Below are 25603 nucleotides of genomic sequence, written 5' to 3'. Positions count from 1 at the left end.
ACCCTGGCCGCGGCGAGAACCCCGATCGCGGGCGGGAACACCAGCGCGACGGCGGGTGAGACCGCCATCCGGCGGGAACGGACGGCCTGCCACCCTTGAACGGGCAGCGGAGTCACACAAAGGACACCACATCAAGGCAACGACAAAGCGTCAACAGGAGTCAAACAGGCACAGTGGAATCCCACTGGCTCCGGTTCGGACATAATGGGGTAACCATGGCGCTGGTCCACCATGACCCGCAGGACGGCATTCTGACGACCCGCATCGGCCAGGCCGAGATCACCGTGCGGCCCGAGCCGCCGGCAGCCGCCGGCAGCACCGCCGTGATCCTGCTCCGGGTCGACGCTCCCATGCTGGACACCCTTGCCGCCGCCTACCTGGGCCCTGACGAGGCTCGCAGCCTCGCCCAGTCCCTCGTCCGCGCCGCCGAAGCCGTGCAACCATCCTCACCCTGGCGCGCTCCCCGCCCCCATCCGCAGGCTCACCCCCGCTGACCGGCACGTTGTCGGCGGCCCTGCGGCCGAGCGGCCGCACCGGCGGGTAGGTCGCGTCGTCCTGCGTCCCGCAGGACGACCAACCACCTCCCGAGCCGCGGGCTCCCGCCAGTCACCGGAATGCCCTGGCCACGCGCCCGAACGTGGTGCGCGGCCGCCACCGCGTCATCCCGCCACCGGGCACCGCTTCTCAGAGCCGCCCCAACCTCAGCCGGCCTGAAGAGCCTGACGGCCATCGCGTACGAACCGCGACCTGCCCGCACCGACCCATCCACAGAGCCGACGCTGGCGGCCCGCGGCCGTCTCCATCCCGAAAACAAAATAAGACCCGGATTTTCATCCGGGTCTTATTTCGGTGGTAGCGGGGGCAGGATTTGAACCTGCGACCTCTGGGTTATGAGCCCAGCGAGCTACCGAGCTGCTCCACCCCGCGTCGGTGTGAGTTCACCATACATGTTCGCCACCGGGGGGTGTCAAATCGATGGCGTACCGATTTCGAATTTTCTCGTATCGATCTTCCCTCGCCCGTCCGCACCGCGACCACTCGCCGCCCTGGACGTCCACCATGATCGCCTACGCCGGGTCGACCACGCCCGCGAGACCCGGGCCCGGCGTCCACCTTCCCTGGCACCCACACAGCCACCGCCCTCGACCCCGCACGGACCACGACTCCCCTGGCGTGCACCTGTCGCCGCCAGACGGTCTCGTCCTGTGGAGGGCGAGACCGTCGGAGCTCCACGGGGATCGGGTTAGCCGCTCGCGGCGGGCGGGCTGGAGGGGCGGGGTGAGACGACGACGGCGGAGGCGGGCGCGGAGGGGGAGGGGGAGCGTGCGGTGGAGGACGGGGACGGGGAGACCGGCGCCGTGGACGCGGGCGGGGCGAGGGTGCGCAGGCGGGCGAGAGCGGCCGCGAGGTCGGACTGGGACTGGCCGTAGGCGGTGAAGTCGGGTGGGTTCTTGCCCAGGGCGGTCTGGCCCGACTGGTAGGCGCGGTCGGCATCGTTGATCGCGTCCTGCAGTGCGGTGCCACCGCCGGCGGCTGAACCACCGGTGGCACCGGCGCTCGCGCCACCGGCGCCGGCGCCGGCGCCATTCTGATCACCGTTGGTGACGCTGTCGGCGCCGGAGCCGGCTCCGGCGGCGGCGGCGCCCGCCCCGGATCCGAAGACCTTGTCGAGGGCCTCGCCCAGGGAGGTGCCGAAGCCGATGCGTTCGCCGTACGCGGCGGCGACCCCCTGCAACGTCGGGTAGCCGGTACTGCCGCGGGCCTGGACGTAGTACGGCTCGACGTAGAGCAGACCACCGGCGACGGGCAGGGTCAGCAGGTTGCCCTCGATGGTCTGGGAGCCGGCGCCACGCCACAGGGTGAGCTTGTTGACGACGTCGGCGTTGGACTCGATGGCGCTCTGCACCTGCACGGGGCCGCTGATGGTGTCCCCGGAGGGGAGCTTGAGCAGGGTGAACTGGCCGTAGGTACCGGGATCACTGGAGACGGCCATGTAGGCGGCGAGTTTGGAGGAGCGCGCCGAGATCAGGGGGGAGGTGAGGTTGTAGGTCGGCTTCGTCCGTCCGGGGAGCTGGCTGTAGACGTAGAACGGGGGCTGCGGCTGGTCGCTGCCGTCCGGTGAGTCGGAGACCTGCCAGAAGTCCACCTGGGAGTAGAAGTCCTGGGCGACCTGGGCGGGGGTGCGACCCGGCGTGTCGGCGACGTGGTACTGGCCGATCAGGTCGCGCTGCACCTTGAAGAGGTCCTCGGGGTAGCGCAGGTGCTCCATCAGCGACGGGGAGATGGCCTTCTTCGGCTGCACCGTGTCGGGGAACGCCTTCATCCAGGTGCGCAGCACCGGGTCCTTCTCGTCCCAGGCGTACAGCGTGACGGTGCCGTCGTAGGCGTCGACGGTGGCCTTCACCGAGTTGCGGATGTAGTTGACCTGGTCCGGGGGCTGCTGCGCGCGGTTGCCGCTCTGCGCGGTGACCGCGTCCGCGGTGACGTCGCCGAGGGTGCGTCGGGCCGAGTACGGGTAGCCGTCCGAGGTGGTGTAGCCGTCGAGGATCCAGGTGATCTTGCCGTTGACGACGGCCGGGTAGGGGTCGCCGTCCAGGGTGAGCCAGGGCGCGGCCTTGCTGACCCGGTCGCGCGGGTTGCGCTCGTAGAGGATGCGCGAGTTCCTGGTGATGTCCCCGGAGAGCAGCAGGTTCTTCTCACCGAACCGCAGGGCGAACAGCCCCTGGCGGAAGGTGGAGCCGATGGAGACTCCGCCGTCACCGTTGTAGGTCGTCGTCGCCTGGGTGTTGCCGGGGCCGGGACCGTCGATCTCCACCTGGCGGGTGCCGACGACCGAGTACTTCGGTGACATCTCGCCGAAGTAGATCCGGTCCTGGGTGACGCCGAAGTCGCCTTCCTGGGGCAGGTTGCGCTCACCCTGCTCGAAGGCGGGCCGGCCGTTGTCGACGGTGGTCGACGGCGCGGCGACGAAACCCTTGCCGTGGGTGTAGGTCAGATGGTCGTTGATCCAGTTGCGCTGCTCGGTGCCGAGACCGGCCTGGTTCAGTTCCCGGACGGAGACGACGTAGTCACCGGTGACGTCCTTGCCGTCGTCGCCGCGGACGGTGTAGCGGTCGACGTCCAGGGTCTTCGGGAAGGTGTAGTAGCCGCGGATCTGCTGGAGCTGCTGGAACGTGCGGGACACCTTGCTCGGGTCGAGCAGCCGGGTGTTCGGGATCGTGCCGGTGTCGGCGGCGACCTTGGCGGCGGTGACGTCGGTGCGGGCCGCGTACGGTTCGGAGCGCACCTTGTCGATGCCGTAGGCGTCCCGGGTCGCGGTGATGTTGCGTTCGATGTAGGGCGTCTCCCGGGTGGCCTCGTTCGGCCGGACCTGGAACTGCTGGACGAAGGTCGGGTAGATGCCGCCGATCACCGCCGAGGACAGTGCCAGGATGCCGACGCCGACCAGCGGCAGCGTCCAGCCGCGCTGGAAGATGTTGTAGATGAACAGCACCGCGCAGGCCAGCGAGATGAACAGCAGGATGAGCTTGGCCGGCAGCACCGCGTGCACGTCGGTGTACGACGCTCCGGTGGCCACGCCGCGGGAGGAGAAGACCGAGCCGAACCGGTCCAGCCAGTAGGCCCAGGCCTTGAGCAGCGCCACCAGCCCCAGCAGGACCGAGATGTGCGCCTTGGCGGCCGGTGTCACCCGCTCCCGGGGCGTCTGCAGCTGGATTCCCCCGAACAGGTAGTGCGTCAGGATCGTCACCAGCAGCGAGAGCAGGACCGCGGTCAGCAGGAAGCCCAGCAGGAACCGCTGGAACGGGTAGGTGAAGGTGTAGTAGCTGATGTCCCGGTGGAACTGCGGGTCGGTCTCGCCGAACTTCACGCCGTTCACCCACAGCAGCCAGGTGCGCCAGTGCCCGGATGCGGACAGTCCCGCGGCCAGGCCGAACAGCGCCGCCACCGCGACCAGGGCCAGCTTCATGTACGGCTCGACGGCCGAGCGGTACCGCTCGAGGTTCTGCTGTTCGGTCGACAGCGGCCGCACCGGGGGGCGCAGCCTGTAGGCCAGTACGATGTTGGTCCCGATCACAACGGCCATCACCACGCCGAAGAGCGCGAACAACAGAATCCGGGTGTAGATGACGGTGGTGAAGACCTTGCTGAAGTTCACCGAGCGGTAGAACAGCAGATCGGTGTAGAACCGCGTGAAGACCGTGACGAACGCGATCAGCACGGCCAGGACCAGCGCCACCGGGACAATCACCTTGGCGCGGGTCAGCACCGGGCGGGGGCTGGTCGAGGCCACAGTTCCTCCGTGCGGTCAGGGCGGTCGGCCCGCGGTCGTTGTTCGTACGTCGTCGTCGTCAGGTGGTACGGCCTTCGTCCGACACGTCTGACGAAGCGTGAAGCACCCTGTACCGCAACCTACGCCAGCGGCTGCGGGCAGATCGGAGAGGATGGGTCGGTGAGCAGCCCGAACATCACGGAGTTGACCTCCGTCGTACTCGAGGTCGAGCGACACGTCGCCGACTCGGGGTGGGACCAACCCAGCCAGGTCTACGCCCTCGCGGACACCGGTGACCTGCTGGCCCGCGAACCAGCCCTGGCCCCCCACATCGGCGACTCGCCGCCCGGGTCGCTGACTCCGGTCGAGCAGGAGCCGCTGCCGGCGGGCCGTCTCGACGAGGTGCTGGCGGGCATCGGATGGCCCCCGGAGGTGCTGGGCTGCGTTCTGGTCACCGAACTGGTCGTCCTGCCGCCCAGCGCCGAGCAGGAGGCGCCGTACTCCGACGAGGAGATCGAGTACTGGGCCGCCAACCATCCCGAACGCCAGGACGTCCGGCTCGCCGTCGGGGTGACCCGCAGCGGCCTGCACGCCTCCTGCCTGCGGGTACGGGGCGACGACGAACTCGTGGTCGATCCTGACCTCGCCGACAACCTGATCGACGGGCTGCTCGCGACCTTCCAGTGAACGCCCGGCCGTCCCGTCCGCTCAGCAGGACGGGACGGTCGCGGCCGGGTTGGTCCGCAGGGCCTCGACCGAGCTCAGGGCGTCGGCCAGGGTGTTCACCCTGACCAGGCGGGGTGCCTTGCCCCGCTCGACGGCCTTGGCGTCCGTGCAGTTGGCCGCCGGCACGAGGAAGATCGTCGCACCGGACTCCCGGGCGCCGAGGACCTTCTGCTGGATGCCGCCGATCGGGCCGACCACACCCTTCTCGTCGATGGTCCCGGTGCCCGCGATGATCTTGCCGCCGGTGAGCTCTCCGGGTGTGAGCAGATCCACGATGCCCATCGCGAACATCAGGCCGGCGCTGGGACCACCCACGTCCGACAGGCGGATGCTGACCGTCAACGGATAGGTGTTCTTGAGGCTGGTCGTGACGCCGATGATGGCGCGGTTCGGATCGTCGGGCGACGGCCGGGTGACGATCGTCGTGGACTCGTCCTTGCCGGCACGGTGATAACTGATGGTCACCGATGCTCCGGGACGGACCTTGCCGATCTCGGTGCGCAGTTGCTCCTGGCTGGTCACCGAGACCCCGTTGACCTTGGTGAGCACGTCGGCGGTGGCGAGTTTGTCGGCCGCCGGGGAGCCGTCCGGTACGGAACCGACCGTGACCGCCGCGCCGGTGGGTTCGATCTTCAGCTGCGCGAGGGCCGCGGCGGTCGCCTGGTCCTGGGAGTCCAGCATGGCCTGGGTGTTCTCCTGCTGGACCTGCTGCTCGGAGGAGCCGCGGGGCCGGATCAGCTCGGTGGGCACCACCGCCTGGTCGGAGTCGAGCCAGTCGTGCAGGGCACTGACCAGGTTGAGCCGGGGCGTCTCCTCGACGGTGGTCAGTTCCAGCCGGCCGGACGTCGGGTAGGTGCGGCGCCCCTCGATGGTGATCAGCCGCGTGCCGTCCACCGCGCCGAGGGTGTCGGTCACCGGCCCGGGTGCGAGTGTGACGAAGGGGACCGGCAGCCACAGGCCGACCACCAGCAACACCAGCGCCAAAACCGAGGTGACCACCAGTGTTTGGGTGCGCCGGACCATTCCCGCAGTCTATGTACCCACCCGCGCCGCGGGACCAGCCGTCCACCGCCGGCACCCGCTGGGCATACGAGACGGCGCCCGCCGCAACGAGATGCGACGGGCGCCGACGTGCGGGCCGAGGGGCCCTACTCGGAGCCCTCCGGGCGAGGCCGCGGCCGCTTCTGCAGATCGTCGAGGACGATCGGCCCGGTGACCGGGCTCAGCAGATAGGTGTCGTCGACGTCGAGGGAGTCGACATCGAGGGGATCGATATCGAGGGAGTCGACATCGAGGGAGTCGACGTCGAACGGGTCGTCGTTGAATCGGGCCGGCAGGCTGGTGTCGTACCCATCTCGCCCGCGCGGATCTCGGTCGGGCAGGTCGACCTCACCCAGGCGATGATCGCGCGGATCGGAATCCGCCAGGCCGTGGTCGGACCAGTCACCAGCCAACCAGTCCCGATCGGACCAGCCGAACTCGGACCAGTCCCGATCCGACCAGAACCGGTCATCTGGACCGTAGCCGTCCCGCGAGTGCGGGATGCGTTCGTCGGGATCGGGCCGGTAGGAGCGGCCGCCGCCCTCCGGTGCGAACGGGAAGGCGTCGCCGCCCACCGCACCACGACGGTCGGAGGTGGAGGACGCGGGGGGAATCGGGCGGGCGAGCGCGGCCATGCTGCGCCGGTAGCCCGCAATAGTGATCATGGCTTCGGAGGAACGGTCGGGTCGGCTACGCATGGCAACCCACACGAGCGCCACGACGAGGGCGACAGGGGGGATCAGCAGGAACCACATGGGAAGCCTCGACGTCGAGACGAACAAGAAGGTGACTAATTTCTATCGTAGGTGCCCCGCTCAGCAGGCGCCTACCCATTCCACCGCGCCATCGGCAAAAATCTGGTGTTTCCAAATGGGAACCTGCGACTTGATGTCATCGATCAGACGACGACAGGCGGCAAATGCCTCGCCGCGATGGGCCGCGCCCACGGCCACCACGACCGCGACGTCCCCCACGTGGAGGTGCCCGGTTCGGTGGGTCACCGCGACCGCGTGGGCCCCCGCCCGCGCCGCGACGTCCGCCGCGACCCGCGCCAGCTCCACCTCCGCTCGCGGATGCGCCTCGTAAGCAAGGTCGGTCACCGGGCGGCCGTGATCGTTATCCCTTACCACGCCCACGAACAGCGCGATCCCGCCAACTTCGGGCAGCATCACGGCCGAGACGCACTCGTCGATCGACAACGTAGCGTCACGAACCTCGGCCAGGGTGACCCGAGCGGGGTTGCCCACCGGCCCGCCCCCGGCACCGCCAGCAGCCGCGTCGCCGGTGGGCGAGAAGGTCATGAGGGTGGAGGCGCCGTCGGCGGTGGGTTCGCTGCCGGTCGCGCCGGTGGGATCGGTCACGGGGGCGATGTCGTCGGGCCCGTCCGTTGTCGCAACGCTGGTCGGCTCCACATCTCGACCCTAACCGTGCCTCGCGGCGGCCGTTCCGCCCAGCCGGCAGAAAACGCATTACCGTGGGTTCATGCCCGAACCACACACGCGACGTCTCGCTTCCCGATCAGGCCACGTCCGATGAGTGGCGACCTTCCGTTCGGCTTCGGCCCCACCGGTGGTGGTGGCGGCGAGGAGCCCCGCTCCCCCTTCGGCAGTGGAGCGCCGTTCTTCGCCGAGCTGGAGCGGCTGCTGTCCTGGCAGGGCGGCCCGGTCAACTGGGAGCTGGCGCGCCAGATCGCGGTCCGCTCACTGGGTGACGGTGCCTCCGTCGTCCCCGTCGGCGAACAGCATCAGGTCGCGGAGGCGCTGCGGATCGCCGATGTCTGGCTCGACCCGGTCACCGCGCTGCCCTCCGGGGCCACGAGCGCGGCCGGCTGGTCGCGGGTGGAATGGGTCGAGAAGACCCTGCCGGTATGGCGCACCCTGTGTGATCCGATCGCGACCAAGGTCGTCGAGGCGATGCGGACCGGCATCTCCAGTGGGCTGAGCCAGCTGGGCGGGGGTGGCATCGAGCTGCCCGAGGAGCTGCGCGGCGCGCTGCCACCGGGGGTCGATCTCAGTGCGCTGATGGGCGCCGGTGGACCGGTCATGAGCATGATGAACCAGGTCGGCGGCATGCTGTTCGGCGCGCAGGTCGGCCAGGCGATCGGGACGCTGGCCGCCGAGGTCGTCTCCTCCACCGAGGTGGGACTGCCGCTGGGGCCGGCCGGGATGGCCGCCCTCGTACCCGCCGGTGTCGCCGACTTCGGCGCTGGCCTGGAGATCCCGGCGGACGAGGTGCGCATCTACCTGGCGCTGCGGGAATCGGCCTCCAGTCGACTGTTCGCGCATGTGCCGTGGCTGCGGGCGCACGTCCTGGGCGCGGTCGAGGAGTACGCCCGCGGCATCGCGGTCGACACCGAGGCCGTCGGCCGGGTGATGCGGATGGTCGATCCGAGTGCGCTGATGAACCCCGAGCGGCTGTCCGAGGCCCTCGGGGAGGACGTGTTCAACGACGCGACCACACCCGAGCAGCAGGCGGCGCTCGCCCGCCTCGAGCTCATCCTCGCGCTGATCGAGGGCTGGGTCGACCATGTCACCGATGCCGCGGCGACCGGGCATCTGCCGGGATCGGCCGCGTTGCGGGAGATGGTCCGCCGCCGCCGGGCCGAGGGAGGCCCGGGCGAGCAGACCTTCGCGACGCTGGTCGGGCTGTCGCTTCGGCCCCGCAAGCTGCGGGAGGCGGCGGCCCTGTGGGCGGCGTTGGCGCAGGCTCGTGGCCGGGACGGGCGCGACGCGGTCTGGGAGCATCCGGACCTGCTGCCCACCTCGGACGATCTGGGTTCACCCGACGGCTTCGTGCACACGACGAGTTCCGGTGTGCTCGACGACCCCATCGCCGAGATCGAGAAGCTGCGCGACACGCCACCGGCTGAAAGCGGCCTCAGCAAGGGTTCGGCTGGTCGGGGACCAAGCGGCACCGGCCCGGCTGGTGACGGCCCGGGCGCCACGACCACGGATGGCACGGCCACCGATGGCACGGACGCGGGGGACGAAGGCCCGAGTGCGCAGGGTCCGGGTGGCGATCGGCCGGACGGCACCGGCTGATCGCTCGTCCGTTCGTCCGGACGGGCCGGCGGTTGTCCACAGGCTCGGATCGCTCGTCCACAGCGGTCGGCGGGCTCTCGCCCAGGACCGGATCCGCGTGACACGGTGGTCCTCCCGGCCCACGGGCCGGATTCCGAACTGTGTCCGGCGGCCTCGGCCGCCGGTGGACCCGTGGGGGATCCATGCGCCCGATCCTCAAGCCTGGCCTACGTCGGCTCTGGCACAACGGCTCGACCTTGCAGCTCGGCATCGATCCGACTCGGGCCGTGGTCGTCACCGGTCTCCAGCCGGCGCACACGGCCCTGCTCGACACGCTCGACGGCCGCCGCACCTGGGAGCAGGTGCGTGCCGACGGCGGCCCGGCCGGTCAGGATCTGCTTGATCTGCTCGCCGAGGCCGGCATGCTGACCGACGCGACCCTCACGTCGTCGCTGATGGCTCCCGACCCACAGGCGGCCGCACGGCTCGCTGAGGCCCTGGGGGTACCGGGCAGCGCCGTGGAGCCAGCCGTCGCCGCCCGGGGCGGACGAGCCCGGCTGCTTCCGGATCTGGCCGCGCTGTCCCTGCGTTGGGCCGATCCGGCTCGCCCGCTGGCGGTGCTGCGGGCCCGGCAGGCCGCCCAGGTGCTGGTCCAGGGAGCCGGGCGGGTCGGTGCGCAGATCGCCGCCCTGCTGGGTGCGGCCGGCATCGGCCGCATCGTGATCGATGATCCCGGGGTGGTTTCCGCCGCCGACGTCGCGCCCGGTGGGCTGCGGCTGGCCGATGTGGGCCGCTCCCGGGCTCTCGCGGCGGGTGCGGCGCTGACCCGGATCGGCCATGGTTCCCCCGGGCAGCAGCCGTCGGCGGCACCGTCCCGGCCGGCGCGCGCTTCCACTCGGCCCGGTCGGCCCGATCAGGTGCCGGTGGTCGGCGACTCCGGGCCACCGGTGCCCGCGGCCTTCGAAGCGGATCTGGTGGTGCTCGCCCCGATCGGCCCGCCGCTGCTCGCCCCGGATCTCGCGCTCGACCTGGAACACCGCGGTCACGCCCATCTGCTGGCCGGGGTACGTGAGACCAGCGGAATCGTCGGGCCGCTCGTCGTGCCCACGGTGACGGCCTGCCTGCACTGCCAGCATCTGCACCGCCACGACCGGGATCCCGACTGGCCGCGGCTCGCCCTCCAGCTGATCCGGCCGCGGACCAACGGCGACGACCCCTGCGACGTGACCCTCGCGAGTCTGGTCGCGGCGCTCACCGCGATGCAGGCCCTGGACTATCTCGACGCGTCCGCTCCCCTCCCCCGGCCCGGCCACGCCGAGCGGCAGCCTTCGGCCGCGCACCGCATCGCTGAGACGAAAGCCATAGTGCTGCGCGGCGAGACCCCCCTGCCGGCGACGGCGAACGGATCTCTGGAGTTCGCCGTGCCCGGCTGGCAGGTCGCCCGCCGCAGCTGGCCGGTGCACCCCAACTGTCCCTGTCGGACAGCCCGTCGCGCCGCCCGGGCCGCGCCGCCGGGGGTGCCCCGGGCGGGCACGGTCCCGCCCCGTCCCGGTGGCCGCGGCGACCCGCCGACACACCGGGCTGGGCCAGCCGAAGCTGGATAACACCCAACAGTTCGTCACGCGACCCTCCCGTAACACGGCGGGAGGGGGCACGATGGAGCTGTGTCCGACATCCCGCGGCGGGCCGTGGTCCGCACCGCGAAACTGGCCGCGCTCCCCTTGGGGATCGCCGGCCGCGCCACGATAGGCGCCGGTCGACGCCTGGGCGGTCGCCCCGCCGAGGTCGTCGCCTCTGAGCTGCAGCAACGCACCGCCGCACAGATCTTCCGCGTGCTCGGTGAGCTCAAGGGCGGCGCGATGAAACTCGGCCAGGCGATGTCCGTCTTCGAGGCCGCGCTGCCCGACGAGGTGGCCGCGCCCTACCGGGCGGCACTGACCAAACTGCAGGAGGCGGCCCCGCCACTACCCACCGCGGTGATGCGGCGGGTGCTCGAGGAGGAACTGGGCCCCGAGTGGCGGTCGCTGTTCGCCGAGTTCGACGACACGCCGGTCGCGGCGGCGAGCATCGGTCAGGTCCACCGGGCGGTGTGGGCGGACGGCCGGCCGGTCGCCGTCAAGGTGCAGTACCCGGGAGCCGGCCCCGCGCTGCTCGCCGACCTGACCCAGCTTGGTCGGGCCGCCCGTCTGTTCAGCTCGATCGTTCCCGGCCTGGACGTCAAACCCCTCATCGAGGAGCTCAAGGCCCGCGTCGCCGAGGAACTCGACTACCGGCTGGAGGCCGCCTGGCAGGCCGCCTTCGCCGAGGCCTACGCCGGCGACCCCGACATCGCGGTCCCCCGTCCCATCGCCGGCGCCGACCGGGTGATCGTCAGCGAGTGGATCGACGGAACGCCACTGTCCACCATCATCAGCGAGGGCACATCCGAACAGCGGGACCAGGCCGGGATGCTGCTGGTCCGGTTCCTCTACTCGTGTCCGGCCCGGGCCGGGTTGCTGCATGCCGACCCGCATCCGGGCAACTTCCGACTGCTGGCGGACGGGCGCCTGGGCGTCCTCGACTTCGGCGCGGTCAACCGCCTGCCCGGCGGGCTGCCCGAGCCGGTGGGCCGCCTCGCCCGCCAGACACTGGCCGGGGACTCGGCGGCGGTCGCCGACGGGCTGCGCGCGGAGGGTTTCATCCCGGCGGCGGCCGAGATCGAAGCCGCGGATCTGCTCGACTATCTGGCCCCGATGCTGGCCCCGATCGCCGTGGACGAGTTCACCTTCACCCGTGGCTGGCTGCGGGGTGAGGCCACCCGGATCAGCGACTGGCGTTCGGCCGCGGCCCAACTCGGCCGCCAGCTCAACCTCCCCCCGTCGTACCTGCTCATCCACCGCGTGACGCTCGGCGCCATCGGTGTGCTCTGCCAGTTGGGCAGCACCGGCGACTTCCGCGCCGAGATGGCACGCTGGCAGCCCGGTTTCGCCGAGCCCGGCACGCCGGCCGCCCGCGCCGCCGCGCATGCCAACCGCCCCGACCGTCCCCTGCCCGTGCTGCGGGTCCGGGAGGAGGCGGGCGTCATCCACGCGCTCGCCGGTCCGGTCGTCCTCGGGACCCCCCGTTCCCGCCGTGGCCGGCGCCGAGCGACCCTGGCCGAGGCGCCCACGCCCCCCGCCACGGGAAAAGCCGGCGCGACCGGCACCGGGCGGGCAGCCCGGACCAGGGCGACCACCCGGTCGAAGCCCACCCCGAAACCGCGAGTCGCCCCCGCGCCGGCCGCTACCGATCCGGCGGTCCCCGAGTCGTCCGCTACCGATGGCCCGACGTCCAGCACCAGGCCGACCGCCGCCGGCGCGCCGACGTCTGGTTCCCAGCCCAAGCCGTCCTCGGCCACACGGCCCGCGGCCGGGGCGAAGTCCGCCGTCCAGCCGAAGCCGAAAGCCGCCGCCAGGTCGCGACCACCCGCCCGGACGAAGATCACCGACCAGCGCAAGGCAAGCGATCAGCCCGGCCCGGTCGATCAGCCCGGACCAGCCGACCGAACTGGCGCAGGCGACCGGGCCGGAGCGGTCGATCAGCCGACGGCCGCCAGCGAGGTGGTGCCAGCGCCCAGGCCCGACCCCGACGACGGGCGGTAGCTCGAGGCCGCGAGGCGACGCTCGCGACCTGTCGGTGGAAGCCGCCTGGCGGATCGCCGAAGATCTTTCTTGATGACCTTCCGTCCTCCGGAGACTGCCGGGGACGCAGGGGTGGAAGGACGGAGGCGAGGCGTGCAGGGGTGGCGAAGCTACTCGCCGGAGGGAAGATCGCCAAGGTAGACGAAGCCGTAGCCCTCGTCGCGGAAGCGCACGCCGGCGGCCCGCAGGGCATCGCCCCAGTCGCCGCGGCAGTCCGGATCGGCGGCTTCCGAACCGTGGTCGGCGGTCAGCAGGAACGCGGTGTCGGCCAGCAGACCCCGCTCGGCCAGCAGGTCGAGGAAGACACCCAGCCGTGCGTCCGCGTCCCGCAGGGCAGCCCTGGACTCGGGCGAATAGGGGCCGCCACCGTGGTGGCCGGTGTCGGTGACGGTGGTGTTCCACCACATGACATCGGGCGGGACGGCGTCCGCGGCCCACAGCTGTAGGACCTGGGTGAGGCCGAGCGCGTCGACCCGGCTGGACCACGCGTAGTCGGGATCCCGGTTCGCCCATTCGGCGTCGCTGTGCGGATCGCCCTCGACGGGGGGCAGGTAGTCGCCCATGTCACCGGCGCCACTGGCGGAACCGGCCGCGCGGACCAGGCCGAACGTCGAGTAGTGCGCGCCCCGGTCGACCGGCTCGTTCACGCAGGCGGTCACCGCCGCCGGACGTGCCCGGAGCACGGCCTCGAAGAGCGTCTCGACGCCGTCGCGGAGCTGCTCACAGGCCGCGTGCCAGGTCTTCACATCGTTGACGATCACCTGGCGGCCGACGGCGCGGTCGAAGTAGACGTTGTGCAGGATGCCGTGACGGCCGGGGCCGACGCCGGTGAGCGCGGAGGTGTGGTTGGTCAGCGTCACGCTGGGGAACTCGGCGATGGCACCGCCGGTCAGCGCCGTGCCTTCGGCGAGCAGCCGGGCGACGTTCGGCAGTACGCCGGTGCCGGCCAGATGCAGCAGATCGTTGCAGTTGGCGCCGTCCCACAGCAGACCGACGACGTGGCGCGCGACACCGGCGGTGACGATGTCGGTCAGCGCCGTACCCTCGGCCCCGGGCAGGCTCGCCGAGGCGAGAACGGCGAGGGTCGGGGCGATGTCGATGACCCGGGCCACGCCCTCACGCAGGCCGCGCGCCCGCACACCCGCACCGGAGAGCAGCAGGGGGGCGCGGGACTGGCCGGCGTCCAGCGAGCCGTGTTCACCGAGATGGCCGCCGCGCTCCGGCCAGTAGTGGCCCGGGGTGTGCACGACGATCAGGTCGGGTGAGCGGGTGGCGTCGCCGAACGCGGACAGCAGCCGCCGGCCGGCGAACGGATAGGCGTTGCGTTCGTTCGGCGGGGACGGGTCGGCCAGGGCGTTCGCCAGGGGCACGCCGTGCAGCGGATCCTGCGAGAACAACGGGTCACGCCCGGAGCGCACCTCCCAGGGCCCGTCCGGCGTGGCGGTGGGCACACGGGCCGACCCGGCCGCGTTCGCGACATACAGCCACGGCGCGTCGACCCAGGCGACCAGGTCGACGATCGCGGCGAGTTCCGGCGCGGTGAGTGCGGCGACCGCCCGACCCAGCTCGCCGGACCCGTCGGCGCGGGATGCCGCGCGGTGCGCCGGGACGCCCGGGGATCGCGGCCCGACGGCGCGGTCGGGTTCGGGTTCGGCGGCGAGCCCGGCGCCCGCCGCCGCGAGCGACGGCTCGGCCAGGGCCAATGGTTCGGCCAGGGACGTCGACTCGGGGGTGGATGGGGCTCCGGTCGACAGCGGGTAGACGCGATCGCGACTGGGCACGGGGAAACCCTATCCGGGTGCCCCCGTCATGCGAGGAAATCCACAGCCAACACCAGCGGGCGGAACACCGACTGCTCGGTGTTCCGCCCGCACCCAGGTGGCTTGGCCGCGGCCGCTGGCAGCCACGGCCATGTTCAGGCCCCGACCCGCCGAGGCGATGGCCCGTTCAGGCCGCGACCTCCTCGGGGCGGACCTTGCGTGGCCGGCCGCGGGGGCGCTTGCGCGGGACGACGGTGCCGGTCACCACCAGCTCGCCACCCCACACCCCCCACGGCTCGCCCCGATCGAGGGCCGCGGCCAGGCAGGCCGCCCGGACCGGGCAGGTGTGGCAGACGGCCTTCGCGGTCTCCACGTCCGCCGGGGACTCCGCGAAGAACATTTCGGGATCGACGTCCCAGCAGGGCAGAACGAGCCGATCCTGCTCGATCCGGGCGACGATCATGTGATCGAACACCGGGGTGTCACCTCCGACACGGTTGGGCTTCGAGCGGATGGAAGGAAGCGAAACGACAAAGAGCCGCGATCCCCATCGGGATCGCGGCTCTCGTGTCAGCTCCGGAGCGCTTACTCCGGATGCGGATCGAGGACGTGTCCCGATGTGAGGTGACGGTTCGTGGGCAGCTGGCCAGCGGTGTTCCCGGTGACCTGGCGATGCTTCGTGAGCAGCGCAGCGGTGCCCGACAGCGGTGCGACGGGTGCCTGCTGGGCGGCGAACACAGCCGTGGCGCTCGGCCGGGCCGCGCCTGATGTGGCCGCCAACACCATCGGGGTGATGGACATGCCGAGAACCCGACCGCGGACACCCGCCGGCACGCCGGCATCGGCCATGCCGATGGTCGACAGGGCGGTATAGAGGGCGCGCGCGAGCGCCGGACCAGCGCCGATCTCCGTGCTCTGGAGGCAGGCCGCGGACAGCGGGCGCTGCTGACGGATGACCTCGCTGCTCACTCTGTTCGCCAGAATGTTCACCATTGCGAGATCACCTCGATTCTCCGGAGGGCCGGTGGCGCATGGCAGCCAGTCGGCGTCTGTGGGGCGTCGGTGTAACCGTAGAAGGCCTTCGCGAGAACCTCAACGTATTTTCTGTGTCGCGAGTATGACACGTTGCGTCACAAGGGTTGAGCCGTGCTCACGGCGTGGCGCGGTCGGCCACCAGGGCGAGCACCGCCGCGCCGTACCGGTCGAGCTTGGCCTGGCCGATCCCGGGGATCCTGACCAGTTCGGCGACCGTGCCGGGGCGGCATTCGGCGATCGCGCGCAGGGCCGCGTCGGTGAGGATGACGAACACCGGCATGCGGGCCTCCTTCGCGGTGGCGGCCCGCCAGACCCGCAGGCGTTCGTACAGCGCGGCATCCACGTCACCGGGGCACTGGGCGCACCGCCCGACCCGCGCCGACGCGCCGGTCAGCGACTGACCGCAGACCCGGCAGCGCACCGCGGAACGCCCCCTGGTCCGGGTCCGAGCCGCGTCCCCCGGTCCCCCGGAGCCGGGCGCCCCGCCCATCCCGTCTGATCCCGGCGACCGCTCCCCACCCGGGTCGGCCGAGGCGTCCCGTCCGGTGGCTCCCCCGCCGCCCCGGGAGCCACTCGAGCCAGCGGCGCCACCGAAGCCACGGCGTGCGGGGCGTAGCTCGTCCAGGAAACGGGATGGGCGGCGGACCCGGCTGGCTCCCTGGGTGCGCGCCAGCGACCATGACAGGACCAGCTGGGTGCGGGCACGGGTGATCCCGACGTAGAGCAGCCGGCGCTCCTCCTCGATCTGCTCGGCGGAGCGGGCGTGCACCAGCGGCAGGGTGCCCTCGGTGAGGCCGACGAGGAAGACCGCGTCCCATTCGAGGCCCTTCGCGGCGTGCAGGGTGGACAGCGTCACCCCCTCGACGGTCGGCAGATGCTCGTGGGTGGCGCGATCGGCGAGTTCGTCGACGAAATCGCCGAGGCCGGCGGCGGGATCGCGGGCCGCGAGATCCTCGGCGAGCCGGTGCAGCGCGGCGAGGTTCTCCCAGCGCTCCCGTTCGGCGCCGGTGCCCACGGCGGCGGTGTGCGGGTACCACTGCAGCGCACCGAGGACGTCCGCCACGGCGTCGGCGAGGCCAAGCGGACGGTCGGTGTCGGCGGAGCGGACGGCGGCCCGCAGCAGTCCGGTCGCCTTGCGGACCTCCGGCCGGGCGAAGAACTTCTCCCCGCCGCGCAGCAGACAGGCGATGCCGGCCGCGCCGAGGGCCGACTCGTAGGCCTCCGACTGCGCGTTCGTCCGGTACAGCACGGCGATCTGGCTGGCCGGCAGGCCACGGGCGATCAGGGTCCGGATGCGGCTGGTGACGGCGGTGGCCTCGTCGGCCTCCGTGTCGCACTCGAGCCACACCGGCGCGGGCCCGGCGGGCGCGGCGGCGACGAGCGCGGCCCGGGGCCCCGCCCCCACCAGCCGGTTGGCCAGGGCCACCACCTGGGGTGTCGACCGGTAGTCGCGCACCAGTCGGACCACCGTCGCCTGCGGATGACGGCGGGGGAACTCGAGCAGGTAACGCGGTGAGGCCCCGGCGAACGAGTAGATCGTCTGATGGGGATCGCCGACGACACACAGGCTGTCGCGGTCACCGAGCCAGGCGTCGAGCACCCGCTGCTGGAGCATGTTGACGTCCTGGTACTCGTCGACGACGAAGTGCCGGTAGCGGGAGCGGATCTCGCCCGCGACGAAGCCGTGCTCCTCGATCATGGCGGCGGTGAGCAGCAGCAGATCCTCGAGGTCGAGGACCCCGGCCTCCCGTTTGGTCTCCTCGTAGGCGCCGTAGAGCCGACCGATCGTCGCGGCGGTCATCGTCGTCTCGCGGCCAGCCGCCGCGGCCAGGCGCGCGTAGTCCTCGGGTGTGACGAGCGAGACCTTGGCCCATTCGACCTCGGCGGTCAGGTCGCGCAGTTCCGTGCGGTCGGTGCGCAGGCCCAGCCGGGCCGCGGCCCGGGCCATCGTCGGGATCCTGCTCGACTCGAGCCTGGGCAGCGGACCCCCGGCCACCGTCGGCCAGAAGTACTGCAACTGGCGCAGTGCGGACGAATGGAACGTCCGCGCCTGCACCCCCGGCACACCCATCGCCCGCAGCCGGCCGCGCAGCTCACCTGCGGCCCGGGTGGTGAAGCTGACCGCGAGGATCTGATCGGGCGCAACCCCGCGATCCGCGACCATGTGCGCGATTCTGTGGGTGATCGTGCGCGTCTTGCCCGTACCGGCCCCGGCCAGAATGCAGACCGGGCCGAGCGGGGCGGCCGCGGCGGCCCGCTGCTCCGGATCCAGCGCGGCCAGCAGATCGTGGCCGGCGGCCGGGCCCGCCGCGCCGATCTCACGGGACGCGGCGACGGGCGTCGCACCGGGCGGGCCGGCGGGTGCGGCGGCGGCTGGCACCCGGGGCGCGGCGGTGGGCGCGGGCGGCGGAGCGGTGGGTCCGGACATCCCTCGACACGGTAGTACCGGTCTGGCGCGGGAAGGGACGGCGCCGCCACACTGTTGGAGCATCTGTTGTGTCCCAGTGACTTGGAGGCCATTCGTGCTCACGATCTACACGACTTCCTGGTGCGGCTACTGCGTTCGGCTGAAGAGCCAACTGGACCGCGCCGGCGTGGAGTACAAGACCGTGGATATCGAGAACGACCCGACAGCAGAGCAACGTGTCCGCGATGCGAACAACGGGAACGCGACCGTGCCGACTGTGCTCTTTCCCGATGGCACTGTGATGACGAACCCGAGCATCCGCCAGGTCACCGAGAAGGTCACTTCTGCCGCATAACGGATACGTAGAGCAACGACATCCCGGGAGTTCTTACCTTCCCACCGCACACGCGGCCGGCACGTGGGACGGTGTCCGTCACTGCCCGTGAAGTTTGTGGGAGAGTTCGGCCTGTGTCGTCAGCACCTTCAGAACAGGCGTGGAGCACCGTCGATGCCGCGCTACGGGCGGTTCATGCCCGCGACCAGATGGAGACAGCCTGTTTCGTCGTGGTTTCTGCGACGACCGTGGGCTATCTCCGGCTGGCGGGATCCTTCGCCGGTCTCGAGGTGGGAACCCACTATCCCCGCGCCGACAGTGTCATCGCCCGCATGCTCGACGGTGCCCCCGCGGCGGCGTCCGGGGTTGGTCCCGGGCATCCCGCGGCCGACACCGCGGAGCATCGTCTGTTGGGGGTGCGCAGCTATCTCGCGACGCCGGTCCTGCGTCCAGATGGCCGACTGCTCGGTGTTCTCGTCAGCCTGGACCATGGCGAGGTGCCTGTGACCACAGAGAATCGTGCCCAGGTACGTGGGATCGCCGACGAACTGGCGGCCTCCGGTCACGTACCGGTGTCCGTTGGCTCGGCGTCCGATGCCGACGGCCCCGTGGCCGCGATGTCGGCGGCGGCCACGGACCTGTCCGACGCGGTCGCGGTGGCCCCAACGGGCGATCCAGCCGAGTCGGGGGCCCCCACGCGGGTGTCCCTGACCACGGATCTCCCACCCGAATCCGTCGCCCCGCCCACAGGCGTCCCACGCACCGACGTCCCACATACAGACGCCCCACCTGCGGACGTCCCGCAACCGCACGCTGACGTCCCCCATACCGACGCCCCGCCTGTCGACGCCCAGCAACCGCACGCTGACGTCCCGCACACCGAGCGGACGCACGCCGAGGCGACGACGACTGGCGGCGGGCCCGCGGTGGGTGTGCCCTCCGGTGCCGGGGCGGCGACCTCCGCCGGGCGGGGGGCACCCGTCGCCGGCGCCGCACATCCACGACCGGGCCGGATGCCGACGCCGCAGACCATCGCGCGGGCGGTGCGCCCCGGTGGGCCGGCTCGGACCACGCCGCCGCGTCCGGTCCAGCCAGCGGCTGGGGCCGGATCGGCCGGCTCGTCGAGTGCTGGACGGGGGACGAACGCGGCTGCCACGGCCGCGGCCACGACGGCCGCGGCCCGCCGCCCGGAGGCGGACATGCGGCTGCGGCGGACCTCGGCCGGCTGGGTGGTCGAAGGCCCGGGACCGGAGGTACGTCCGGTCGGCGATCTGCTGTCCGCGATGGTTCTGGCCGACCTGCTCGCCGAGGACCTCGCCCCGCCCGGGCGGCCACGCCGCGCCGAGCGGGATCTCGGTGAGATCGAGCAGCTACGGCTGTCCGTCGTCCAGCTTGAACATGCGCTGGCCTCCCGCGTGATCGTCGAGCAGGCGATCGGGGTGTTGGCGGAACGTAATCAGATTCGCCCGCGCGAGGCGTTCGAACGGCTGCGGCGCACGGCCCGCGGCATGGGCCGCCGGGTCCATGACCTGGCCCGCCAGGTCGTCGACTCGGTCGGTGACCCACGGGTCGCCCTGCCCGGGGAACTCGGTGGACGCGGCAACGCCGGCGGTCCTGGCAGCCCGGGCGATCCCGGCGGCCGGGGCGGCACTGGTGGGCCAAGCGGTACCGGTGGCCCAAGGGGTGCTGGTGGCCCGGGGGGTGCTGGTGGCCCGGGGGGTGCTGGCAGCGGCGGTCCGGGGGCGCCTGCCGGCGGTCCGGGCGGCGTGTCAGGCGGCACCCCCGCGGCTGGCCCGGCCGGCGCCGCGACGCCCCGCGGGCCGGATCGGGCCGGCTCCGGCGGGAGCGCTGCGGTCACGGGGGGGTCCGGTGCGGCCGGGGTCGCACCTCGACCGGCTCCGCCGAGGTCCCCGTCCGAGCGTCACTGACGCGGACCGGCGGGCGCCACTGACACGGCCAGCGGCGTGCGGTGGTGGGCGCGGCGTCAGGCCGGTGCGATCGGGGCCAGGTCGCCCACGGCGCGGGTGATCCGCTCGCGGTCACCGACAAGGACCGTCACCAGACGTGTCGGTGCCAGCAGGTCAGCCGCCGCCGCCTGAAGGTCCTCGAGGGTGACCTCGGCCAGGGCCCGCGGATGGTCACGCAGGTACTCGACCCCGAGGTCCGCACCGGCCAGCGCCGACAGGGTGGAGGCAAGGCCCGAGGCGGTGGCGCTGCCCAGTGCCAGGGTGCCGACGGCGTACTGACGTGCCGCGTCCAGTTCCCGCTGGCTGGGCGCCAGCAGCGCGATCCGGCCGAGTTCGTACCAGAGTTCGAGCAGCGCCGGGCCGGTGACTTCGGTGGCGACGTCCGCGGCGATCGTCAGTCGGGACCCGGCCAGGTAGTGGTCGATGGAGCTGCGCGGGGAGTAGGTGTAGCCCTTGTCCTCGCGGATGTTGTCGACCAGCCGGGAGCTGAAGTAGCCACCGAAGATCGTGTTGGCGAGCCGTTGGGCTGGCGCCCCGGGTGCTGACCGTGGCAACGCGGCGCCACCGAGGCGGATGTTCGTCTGCACCGCACCCGGCCGATCGACGATCAGGATCGGACCCGGTTCGATCACGGGCAGCGGCGGGGCCGGCGCCGAGAGCTCGCCCGCCCAGCCGCCGAGAGCCGAGGTCACCGCGGCGAAGGCCCGTTCGGCGGCGATGTCGCCGACCAGGGTGAGGATGGCGCCGGCCGGGACCACCCGGCGAGCGTGCAGGGACCGCACGTCGTCCGCGCGCACGGCGGCGACCACCGCCGGGTCGGGGATGCCCGTGGCATACGGATGGTCGCCGAAGATCCGGGCGAGCAGCGCCTCCCGGGCGATCACCGCCGGCTGGCTGCGGGCGACCGCGGTGTCCTCGACGATCCGCTCCCGCTCGCCGGCGACCTCGTCATCCGGGTAGGTGGCGCCGAGCAGCACCTCAGCCATGATCTGCAACAGCGGCTCAAGGTTCGACGCGAGCGCCGAGCCGACCACGGCGAGCCGGTCGTTGTCGACTCCGGTGGACAGCGCGCCCCCCAGGCTCTGCACCTCGATGGCGAGCCCCGTGCGGTCGTGGCGGGCGGACCCGGTGAACAGCGTCTCCGCGAGCACCTCCGCACCGGCGTGGAACTGCGCGCCGGTCCCGGCGAACGGAACCCGCAGCCGCACCTCGACGAGCGGCACGCTGGTGCGCTCGACCACGAGCACCCGCAGCCCGTTGGACAGCGTTCGGTCCGTGACCGAGGGCAGGCGCGCCGGCGCCGACGGCCGCACCTCGGGGACGAAGACAGAGGTCACGGCTCTCCCGATCTCATGGCAGCTGGTCAGGCGGTACTGGGCGGGTCAGGCGGTACTGGGCGGGTCAGGCGGTACTGGGCGGGTCAGGCGGTACTGGGCGGGTCAGGCGGTGGGGGCAGCGCCGGCTTCGAGTTCGAGGACCGAGCGGCCCTGGTCCAGCAGGCTCGCGGCGGCGGCGGTGACCTCGTCGGCGGTGACGGCGGCAAACTCGGCAGGCAGCTCGTTGACGAGCTCCGGACGGCCACGGCGCAGTTCGTGCACGGCGATCGACATCGCCCGGCCCAGCGCGTCGTCGGCCTCGCGCAGCAGCGACGAGACGACCCGGGCCTGTACCCGCTCCAGCTCGCCGACGACGAGACCGTCGTGTGCCAGGCGGCCGAGTTCCTCGTCCACCGCGGCGAGCACGCCGTCGGCGGTCGCGTCCTCGGACTGGCGGGCCTCCAGCGTGAACAGCAGGGGATCACGCTGCTCGAAGGGGCTTCCGAAGGTGCCGAGCGAGGCGCGCACACCGGTCACCGAACGGTCGTGTTGGACGAGCCGGCGCTCGAGCCGGCTGGCGTCGCCGTCGCTGAGCACGTCGGCGAGCAGGCAGTAGGCGAGGAAACCGGTCAGGTCGCCGATCGGATCGGGCACCCGGTAGCCGACGGCGAACGCGGCGCGGGGGGCGAGCCGGTCGGTGATCCGCTCGCGGCGCTCCTGCGAACGCACGGGCTCGGCGAAACTGCCCGGTGCCGGCACGGCGCGGGCGGGGATGTCACCGAAGTAGCGCTCGACGAAGGTGAGCGCTTCCGCCGGATCGAAGTCACCGGTGACGGTTAGCACGGCGTTGCCCGGTGCGTAGAACTTGTCGAAGAAGTCCTCGGCGTCGTCGAGGCTGGCCGCGGCGAGCTCGGTGAAATCGCCGTAGCCGTTGTGCGCGTTGGGAAACGTGTCGAACGCCACCGGCGGCAGGCTGATCCACGGAAATCCGCCGTATGGCCGGTTCAGGACGTTGACCCGGATCTCCTCCTGCACCACGGCGATCTGGTTCTCGAGGTTCTGCTGGGTGATCTTGGGGCTGCGCATCCGGTCGGCCTCGAGGAACAGTGCGAGTTCGAGCGCCCCGGACGGCAACAGCTCGTAATAGTCGGTGTGATCCGGATGGGTGGAACCGTTGAAGATTCCACCGGCGGCCTGGACGTGCTTGGGATGCTCCGCCTTGCCGACGTTCGCGCTGCCCTGGAACATCAGATGCTCGAACAGATGCGCGAAACCGGTGCGCCCCTGCGGCTCCGACCTAAAGCCGACGTCATAGTGGACGCTCACCGCCACCACCGGCGCCGTCCGGTCGGGTGCGAACAGAACACGTAGCCCGTTCCCCAGGCGTACCCGCTCGATCGGATAGCTCGGCACCGGAAAGGACTGCGACGCCGCACCCTGGCGGGGTCGTACCACCGTCGGCGGCACCACCGCCGGCCTCCCCACGGCCGACCTCACCGCGGCGGAACCGACCGGATCAGGGGCAGGAACAGAGGACGTGGCCACGGATGCCACGCTACTGCCCACCGCCGCCCCTCGGGCCCGAGCGACGCACACCACCGGACGGATAGCGGACAGGACTTCGGCGCCGCCCCTGACCATCGGCGGTGTGGCGCATGAGACAGTCTGTTCCCATGGGACAGTTTCCGGCCGGTCTGCCCGGGACGCTCGCCGCAGAGCTTGGCCAGTTGGGCGAAGAGGTCATCCTGGCGATCTCCCGGGAGGTGCCGGCCTACGCCCGTCCGCTGGAGGGCCGGTTCGGCCAGGGGGTGCGCCGCGGGGTCGCCGAGGCACTGCGGCGGTTCCTGGCTGTCGTCGAGGCCGGGCCGCAGCTCGAGCCGAACCTGGCCGCCGGACGTGACGTCTACGTCCGGCTGGGCCGCGGCGAGGTGCGAGCCGGACGTTCCCTGGACAACCTGCTCGGCGCCTACCGGGTCGGTGCCCGGGTGTCCTGGCGGCGTCTGGGTGAGGCCGCGGCCCGCAACGGTGTCGACGCCGCCGGTCTGGTCTCCCTCGCCGAGATGATGTTCGCCTACATCGACGGCATCTCGGCGGCGTCCGCCGAGGGATACGCCACCGAGCAGTTCACCGCCGCCGGTGAACGCGAACGCCTGCTCGACCGGCTCGGTGAGATGCTGCTCACCGGCGCCCCCGTGGACGCCGTCGCCCAGGTCGCCCAGTCGGGCCGGCTGATCCTGCCCGGTCGCCTGGCCGCCGTTCTGATCCCCGCCTGCGTCCCGGCCGGCCCGCCCGTCCTCGATGCGGCGCGTCGCGGGGAACCCACCGATCCCACCGATCCCGCCGTTGCCAGGAGCGTCGGGCATCCTCGGGAGGCTCGGGATCCCTGGGACAGCGGGGATGCCTGGGACGCCAGGGATCATGGCGTGCGGGCGTTGCGGCTGCCGGACGGCTGCCCGCGCACGGTCCAGGGCCAGGACACCTGGCTGTTCGTCGGCGCCACCGAACCCGGCCCTGGCCGGGTGGCGCTGACCGCGAGGCTGGCTGGTCTCGGCGCGGTCGTCGGCCCCGCCGTCGTCTGGGCCCAGAGTGCCGCGAGTGCCGCCCGGGCCCGCGACGCCCGCGACGCCCGCGACGCCGGTCGCCTCACCACCACCAGCGCCGCGACCGCCGACCCGCTGTTCACCGACGAGTATCTGAGCGCCCTGCTGCTCGCCCGTGACCCGGGCCTCGTCACCGACCTCGCCACCCGGCTCCTCGCCCCCCTGGACAACCTTCCCAGCCGCACCCGCGAACGCCTCGCCGAGACCCTGTTGCACTGGCTGTCGCTGCGTGGCCAGCGCGGCCTGATCGCCGAGCGTCTGCACATCCATCCGCAGACCGTCCGCTACCGCGTCAACCAGCTACGCGACCTGTTCGGCCCCGGCCTGGAGGACCCCGACATCCGCTTCGACCTCGAGCTCGTCCTACGCGCCGGTGCCGCCGCCCGACCCACCGCTGCCGCCACCGAGCGCTCCACAGCCCTGTTCGATGCCCCGGGTGCCATCGATCGGCCCGTCCCGGCCGGCTGACGCCGGCCATCCCGTCCTGGCGTGGCTCCGTCCTGGTGTGGCGCCGTCCTGGCGTGGCTCCGTACCGCTGACCCGGACGGTGCCTGTTCGGGTCCCACGTCCGGTACGGTCAGCGGCGTGCGGCTGGGCACCTTCAACGTGATGCACGGACGGTCCCTCGCCGACGGTGCGGTTCGGGCGGAGCGTTTCGTCGATGCCATCGTCGGGCTGGACGCGGACGTCCTCGGCCTCCAGGAGGTCGACCTCGACCAGCCCCGCTCCGGCCGGCTCGACCTCGCCGCGCTGGCCGCGGGGGCCATGGGTGCCGACGACGGCGACTGGCGATTCGTCCCCACGGTGTACGGGACGCCGGGGGAGACCTGGCGCCCCGCGGACGCCCCCCGCCCCGCCGGTGAACCGGCCTACGGCATCGCGCTGATCAGCCGGTTTCCGGTGCTGGACTGGCGGGTCATCGAACTCGGCCGGGCGCCGGTACGATCACCGATCGCCCTGCCCGGCGGCGGTCCCGGCGGCCGGGGACGGCTGGTCCTGCTCGACGACGAGCCTCGCCTGGCGGTCGCGGCGACCCTCGACACCGACGACGGTCCGCTGACCGTGGTGACCACGCACCTGTCCTTCGTTCCCGGGTGGAACGCCTGGCAGCTGCGTCGTCTCACCCGCCGCCTCACCCACCGTCCCGCCGGGGCCGCCACGGCCGCCGAACTCGGGGACCCTGCCGGGACCACCGGGACCACCGGGGGCGATGGCGGCGCTCGGAGTGATGGCGGTGACGGCCCGGTCGTCATCCTCGGTGATCTGAACCTGCCCGGTGCGCTGCCCGGTCTGCTCACCCGCTGGCACCGACTCGCCGCGACCCCGACCTACCCGGCGCCCGCACCCCAGGTACAGCTCGACCATGTGCTCGCCCGCGGCGCGATCGGCGAGGTCCGCGCCGTGCACTGCCAGCGCACCCCCATCTCCGACCACCGCGCCCTGCTTGTCGACCTCGCCCGCTGACACC

The 25603-nt window shown here is 72.2% G+C and carries 19 protein-coding genes and 1 tRNA gene; 9 read left to right on the top strand and 11 right to left on the bottom strand.

Annotation, left to right across the window (positions count from 1 at the left end; all coding sequences use genetic code 11):
* Positions 1-215 precede the first annotated feature (215 nt).
* Positions 216-494 carry a hypothetical protein gene (locus MXD59_RS08300; RefSeq protein ID WP_163547168.1) on the top strand — a complete coding sequence of 93 codons (279 nt, stop codon included), beginning with the start codon at positions 216-218 and terminating at the stop codon, positions 492-494.
* A gap of 356 nt (positions 495-850) precedes the next feature.
* Here MXD59_RS08300 and MXD59_RS08295 read toward each other — a convergent pair.
* Together MXD59_RS08295 and MXD59_RS08290 are read right to left on the bottom strand one after the other, a co-directional pair.
* Positions 851-927 (bottom strand) — tRNA-Met (locus MXD59_RS08295).
* Between the two features lie 316 nt (positions 928-1243).
* On the bottom strand, positions 1244-4291 hold the full coding sequence (locus tag MXD59_RS08290; RefSeq protein WP_248824173.1) for a UPF0182 family membrane protein: 3048 nt from the start codon (positions 4289-4291) through the stop codon (positions 1244-1246).
* 159 nt (positions 4292-4450) lie between these two features.
* Here MXD59_RS08290 and MXD59_RS08285 point away from each other — a divergent pair, with 159 nt between their 5' ends.
* A complete protein-coding gene (locus tag MXD59_RS08285) occupies positions 4451-4957 on the top strand; it encodes a PPA1309 family protein (RefSeq protein ID WP_248824172.1) in 507 nt (168 codons plus the stop codon).
* Positions 4958-4978: 21 nt separating this feature from the next.
* On the opposite strand, the gene MXD59_RS08280 is transcribed toward MXD59_RS08285, so the two are convergent.
* From MXD59_RS08280 to MXD59_RS08270, 3 genes are all read right to left on the bottom strand, one after another.
* Positions 4979-6019 (bottom strand): YlbL family protein, encoded by a 1041-nt coding sequence (locus MXD59_RS08280; RefSeq protein WP_248824171.1) that lies wholly within the window; start codon positions 6017-6019, stop codon positions 4979-4981.
* Between the two features lie 125 nt (positions 6020-6144).
* A complete protein-coding gene (locus MXD59_RS08275) occupies positions 6145-6792 on the bottom strand; it encodes a hypothetical protein (RefSeq protein ID WP_248824170.1) in 648 nt (215 codons plus the stop codon).
* Positions 6793-6852: 60 nt separating this feature from the next.
* The gene (locus tag MXD59_RS08270) at positions 6853-7449 is read right to left on the bottom strand and encodes a molybdenum cofactor biosynthesis protein MoaE (RefSeq protein WP_504858344.1); all 597 of its coding nucleotides are present in this window, start codon (positions 7447-7449) and stop codon (positions 6853-6855) included.
* 120 nt (positions 7450-7569) lie between these two features.
* On the opposite strand from MXD59_RS08270, the gene MXD59_RS08265 reads away from it, so the two are divergent.
* The 3 genes from MXD59_RS08265 (at position 7570) to MXD59_RS08255 (ending at position 12677) form a co-directional block, all read left to right on the top strand.
* Positions 7570-9078, top strand: a complete 1509-nt coding sequence (locus tag MXD59_RS08265; RefSeq protein ID WP_248824169.1) for a zinc-dependent metalloprotease — start codon at positions 7570-7572, stop codon at positions 9076-9078.
* 182 nt (positions 9079-9260) lie between these two features.
* The gene (locus MXD59_RS08260) at positions 9261-10661 is read left to right on the top strand and encodes a ThiF family adenylyltransferase (RefSeq protein ID WP_248824168.1); all 1401 of its coding nucleotides are present in this window, start codon (positions 9261-9263) and stop codon (positions 10659-10661) included.
* Positions 10662-10721: 60 nt separating this feature from the next.
* Entirely contained in the window at positions 10722-12677 is a 1956-nt protein-coding gene (locus MXD59_RS08255; protein ID WP_248824167.1) for an AarF/UbiB family protein, read from the top strand.
* A 149-nt stretch (positions 12678-12826) separates the two neighbouring features.
* On the opposite strand, the gene MXD59_RS08250 is transcribed toward MXD59_RS08255, so the two are convergent.
* From MXD59_RS08250 to MXD59_RS08235, 4 genes are all read right to left on the bottom strand, one after another.
* On the bottom strand, positions 12827-14497 hold the full coding sequence (locus MXD59_RS08250; protein WP_248824166.1) for an alkaline phosphatase family protein: 1671 nt from the start codon (positions 14495-14497) through the stop codon (positions 12827-12829).
* Between the two features lie 166 nt (positions 14498-14663).
* Positions 14664-14951, bottom strand: a complete 288-nt coding sequence (locus MXD59_RS08245) for a WhiB family transcriptional regulator (RefSeq protein ID WP_372511981.1) — start codon at positions 14949-14951, stop codon at positions 14664-14666.
* A 110-nt stretch (positions 14952-15061) separates the two neighbouring features.
* Positions 15062-15469 carry a hypothetical protein gene (locus MXD59_RS08240; RefSeq protein ID WP_248824165.1) on the bottom strand — a complete coding sequence of 136 codons (408 nt, stop codon included), beginning with the start codon at positions 15467-15469 and terminating at the stop codon, positions 15062-15064.
* Positions 15470-15626: 157 nt separating this feature from the next.
* Entirely contained in the window at positions 15627-17939 is a 2313-nt protein-coding gene (locus tag MXD59_RS08235; RefSeq protein WP_248824164.1) for an ATP-dependent DNA helicase UvrD2, read from the bottom strand.
* Between the two features lie 94 nt (positions 17940-18033).
* Here MXD59_RS08235 and MXD59_RS08230 point away from each other — a divergent pair, with 94 nt between their 5' ends.
* Positions 18034-18273, top strand: coding sequence for a mycoredoxin (locus MXD59_RS08230; RefSeq protein WP_163547188.1), 240 nt, complete (start codon positions 18034-18036; stop codon positions 18271-18273).
* 113 nt (positions 18274-18386) lie between these two features.
* A complete protein-coding gene (locus tag MXD59_RS08225) occupies positions 18387-20180 on the top strand; it encodes an ANTAR domain-containing protein (RefSeq protein ID WP_248824163.1) in 1794 nt (597 codons plus the stop codon).
* A 56-nt stretch (positions 20181-20236) separates the two neighbouring features.
* Here MXD59_RS08225 and MXD59_RS08220 read toward each other — a convergent pair whose 3' ends face one another.
* Positions 20237-21556 carry a M16 family metallopeptidase gene (locus MXD59_RS08220; RefSeq protein WP_248824162.1) on the bottom strand — a complete coding sequence of 440 codons (1320 nt, stop codon included), beginning with the start codon at positions 21554-21556 and terminating at the stop codon, positions 20237-20239.
* A gap of 102 nt (positions 21557-21658) precedes the next feature.
* The gene (locus MXD59_RS08215; RefSeq protein ID WP_372511980.1) at positions 21659-23005 is read right to left on the bottom strand and encodes a M16 family metallopeptidase; all 1347 of its coding nucleotides are present in this window, start codon (positions 23003-23005) and stop codon (positions 21659-21661) included.
* Between the two features lie 203 nt (positions 23006-23208).
* Here MXD59_RS08215 and MXD59_RS08210 point away from each other — a divergent pair, with 203 nt between their 5' ends.
* Positions 23209-24603, top strand: a complete 1395-nt coding sequence (locus MXD59_RS08210; protein WP_248824161.1) for a PucR-like N-terminal domain-containing protein — start codon at positions 23209-23211, stop codon at positions 24601-24603.
* Positions 24604-24720: 117 nt separating this feature from the next.
* The gene (locus MXD59_RS08205) at positions 24721-25599 is read left to right on the top strand and encodes an endonuclease/exonuclease/phosphatase family protein (protein ID WP_248824160.1); all 879 of its coding nucleotides are present in this window, start codon (positions 24721-24723) and stop codon (positions 25597-25599) included.
* Positions 25600-25603 lie beyond the last annotated feature (4 nt).

The sequence above is a fragment of the Frankia umida genome (assembly GCF_023242945.1).
GTDB lineage: Bacteria > Actinomycetota > Actinomycetes > Frankiales > Frankiaceae > Frankia > Frankia umida.
This window is presented reverse-complemented; position numbering and strand designations above follow the sequence as displayed.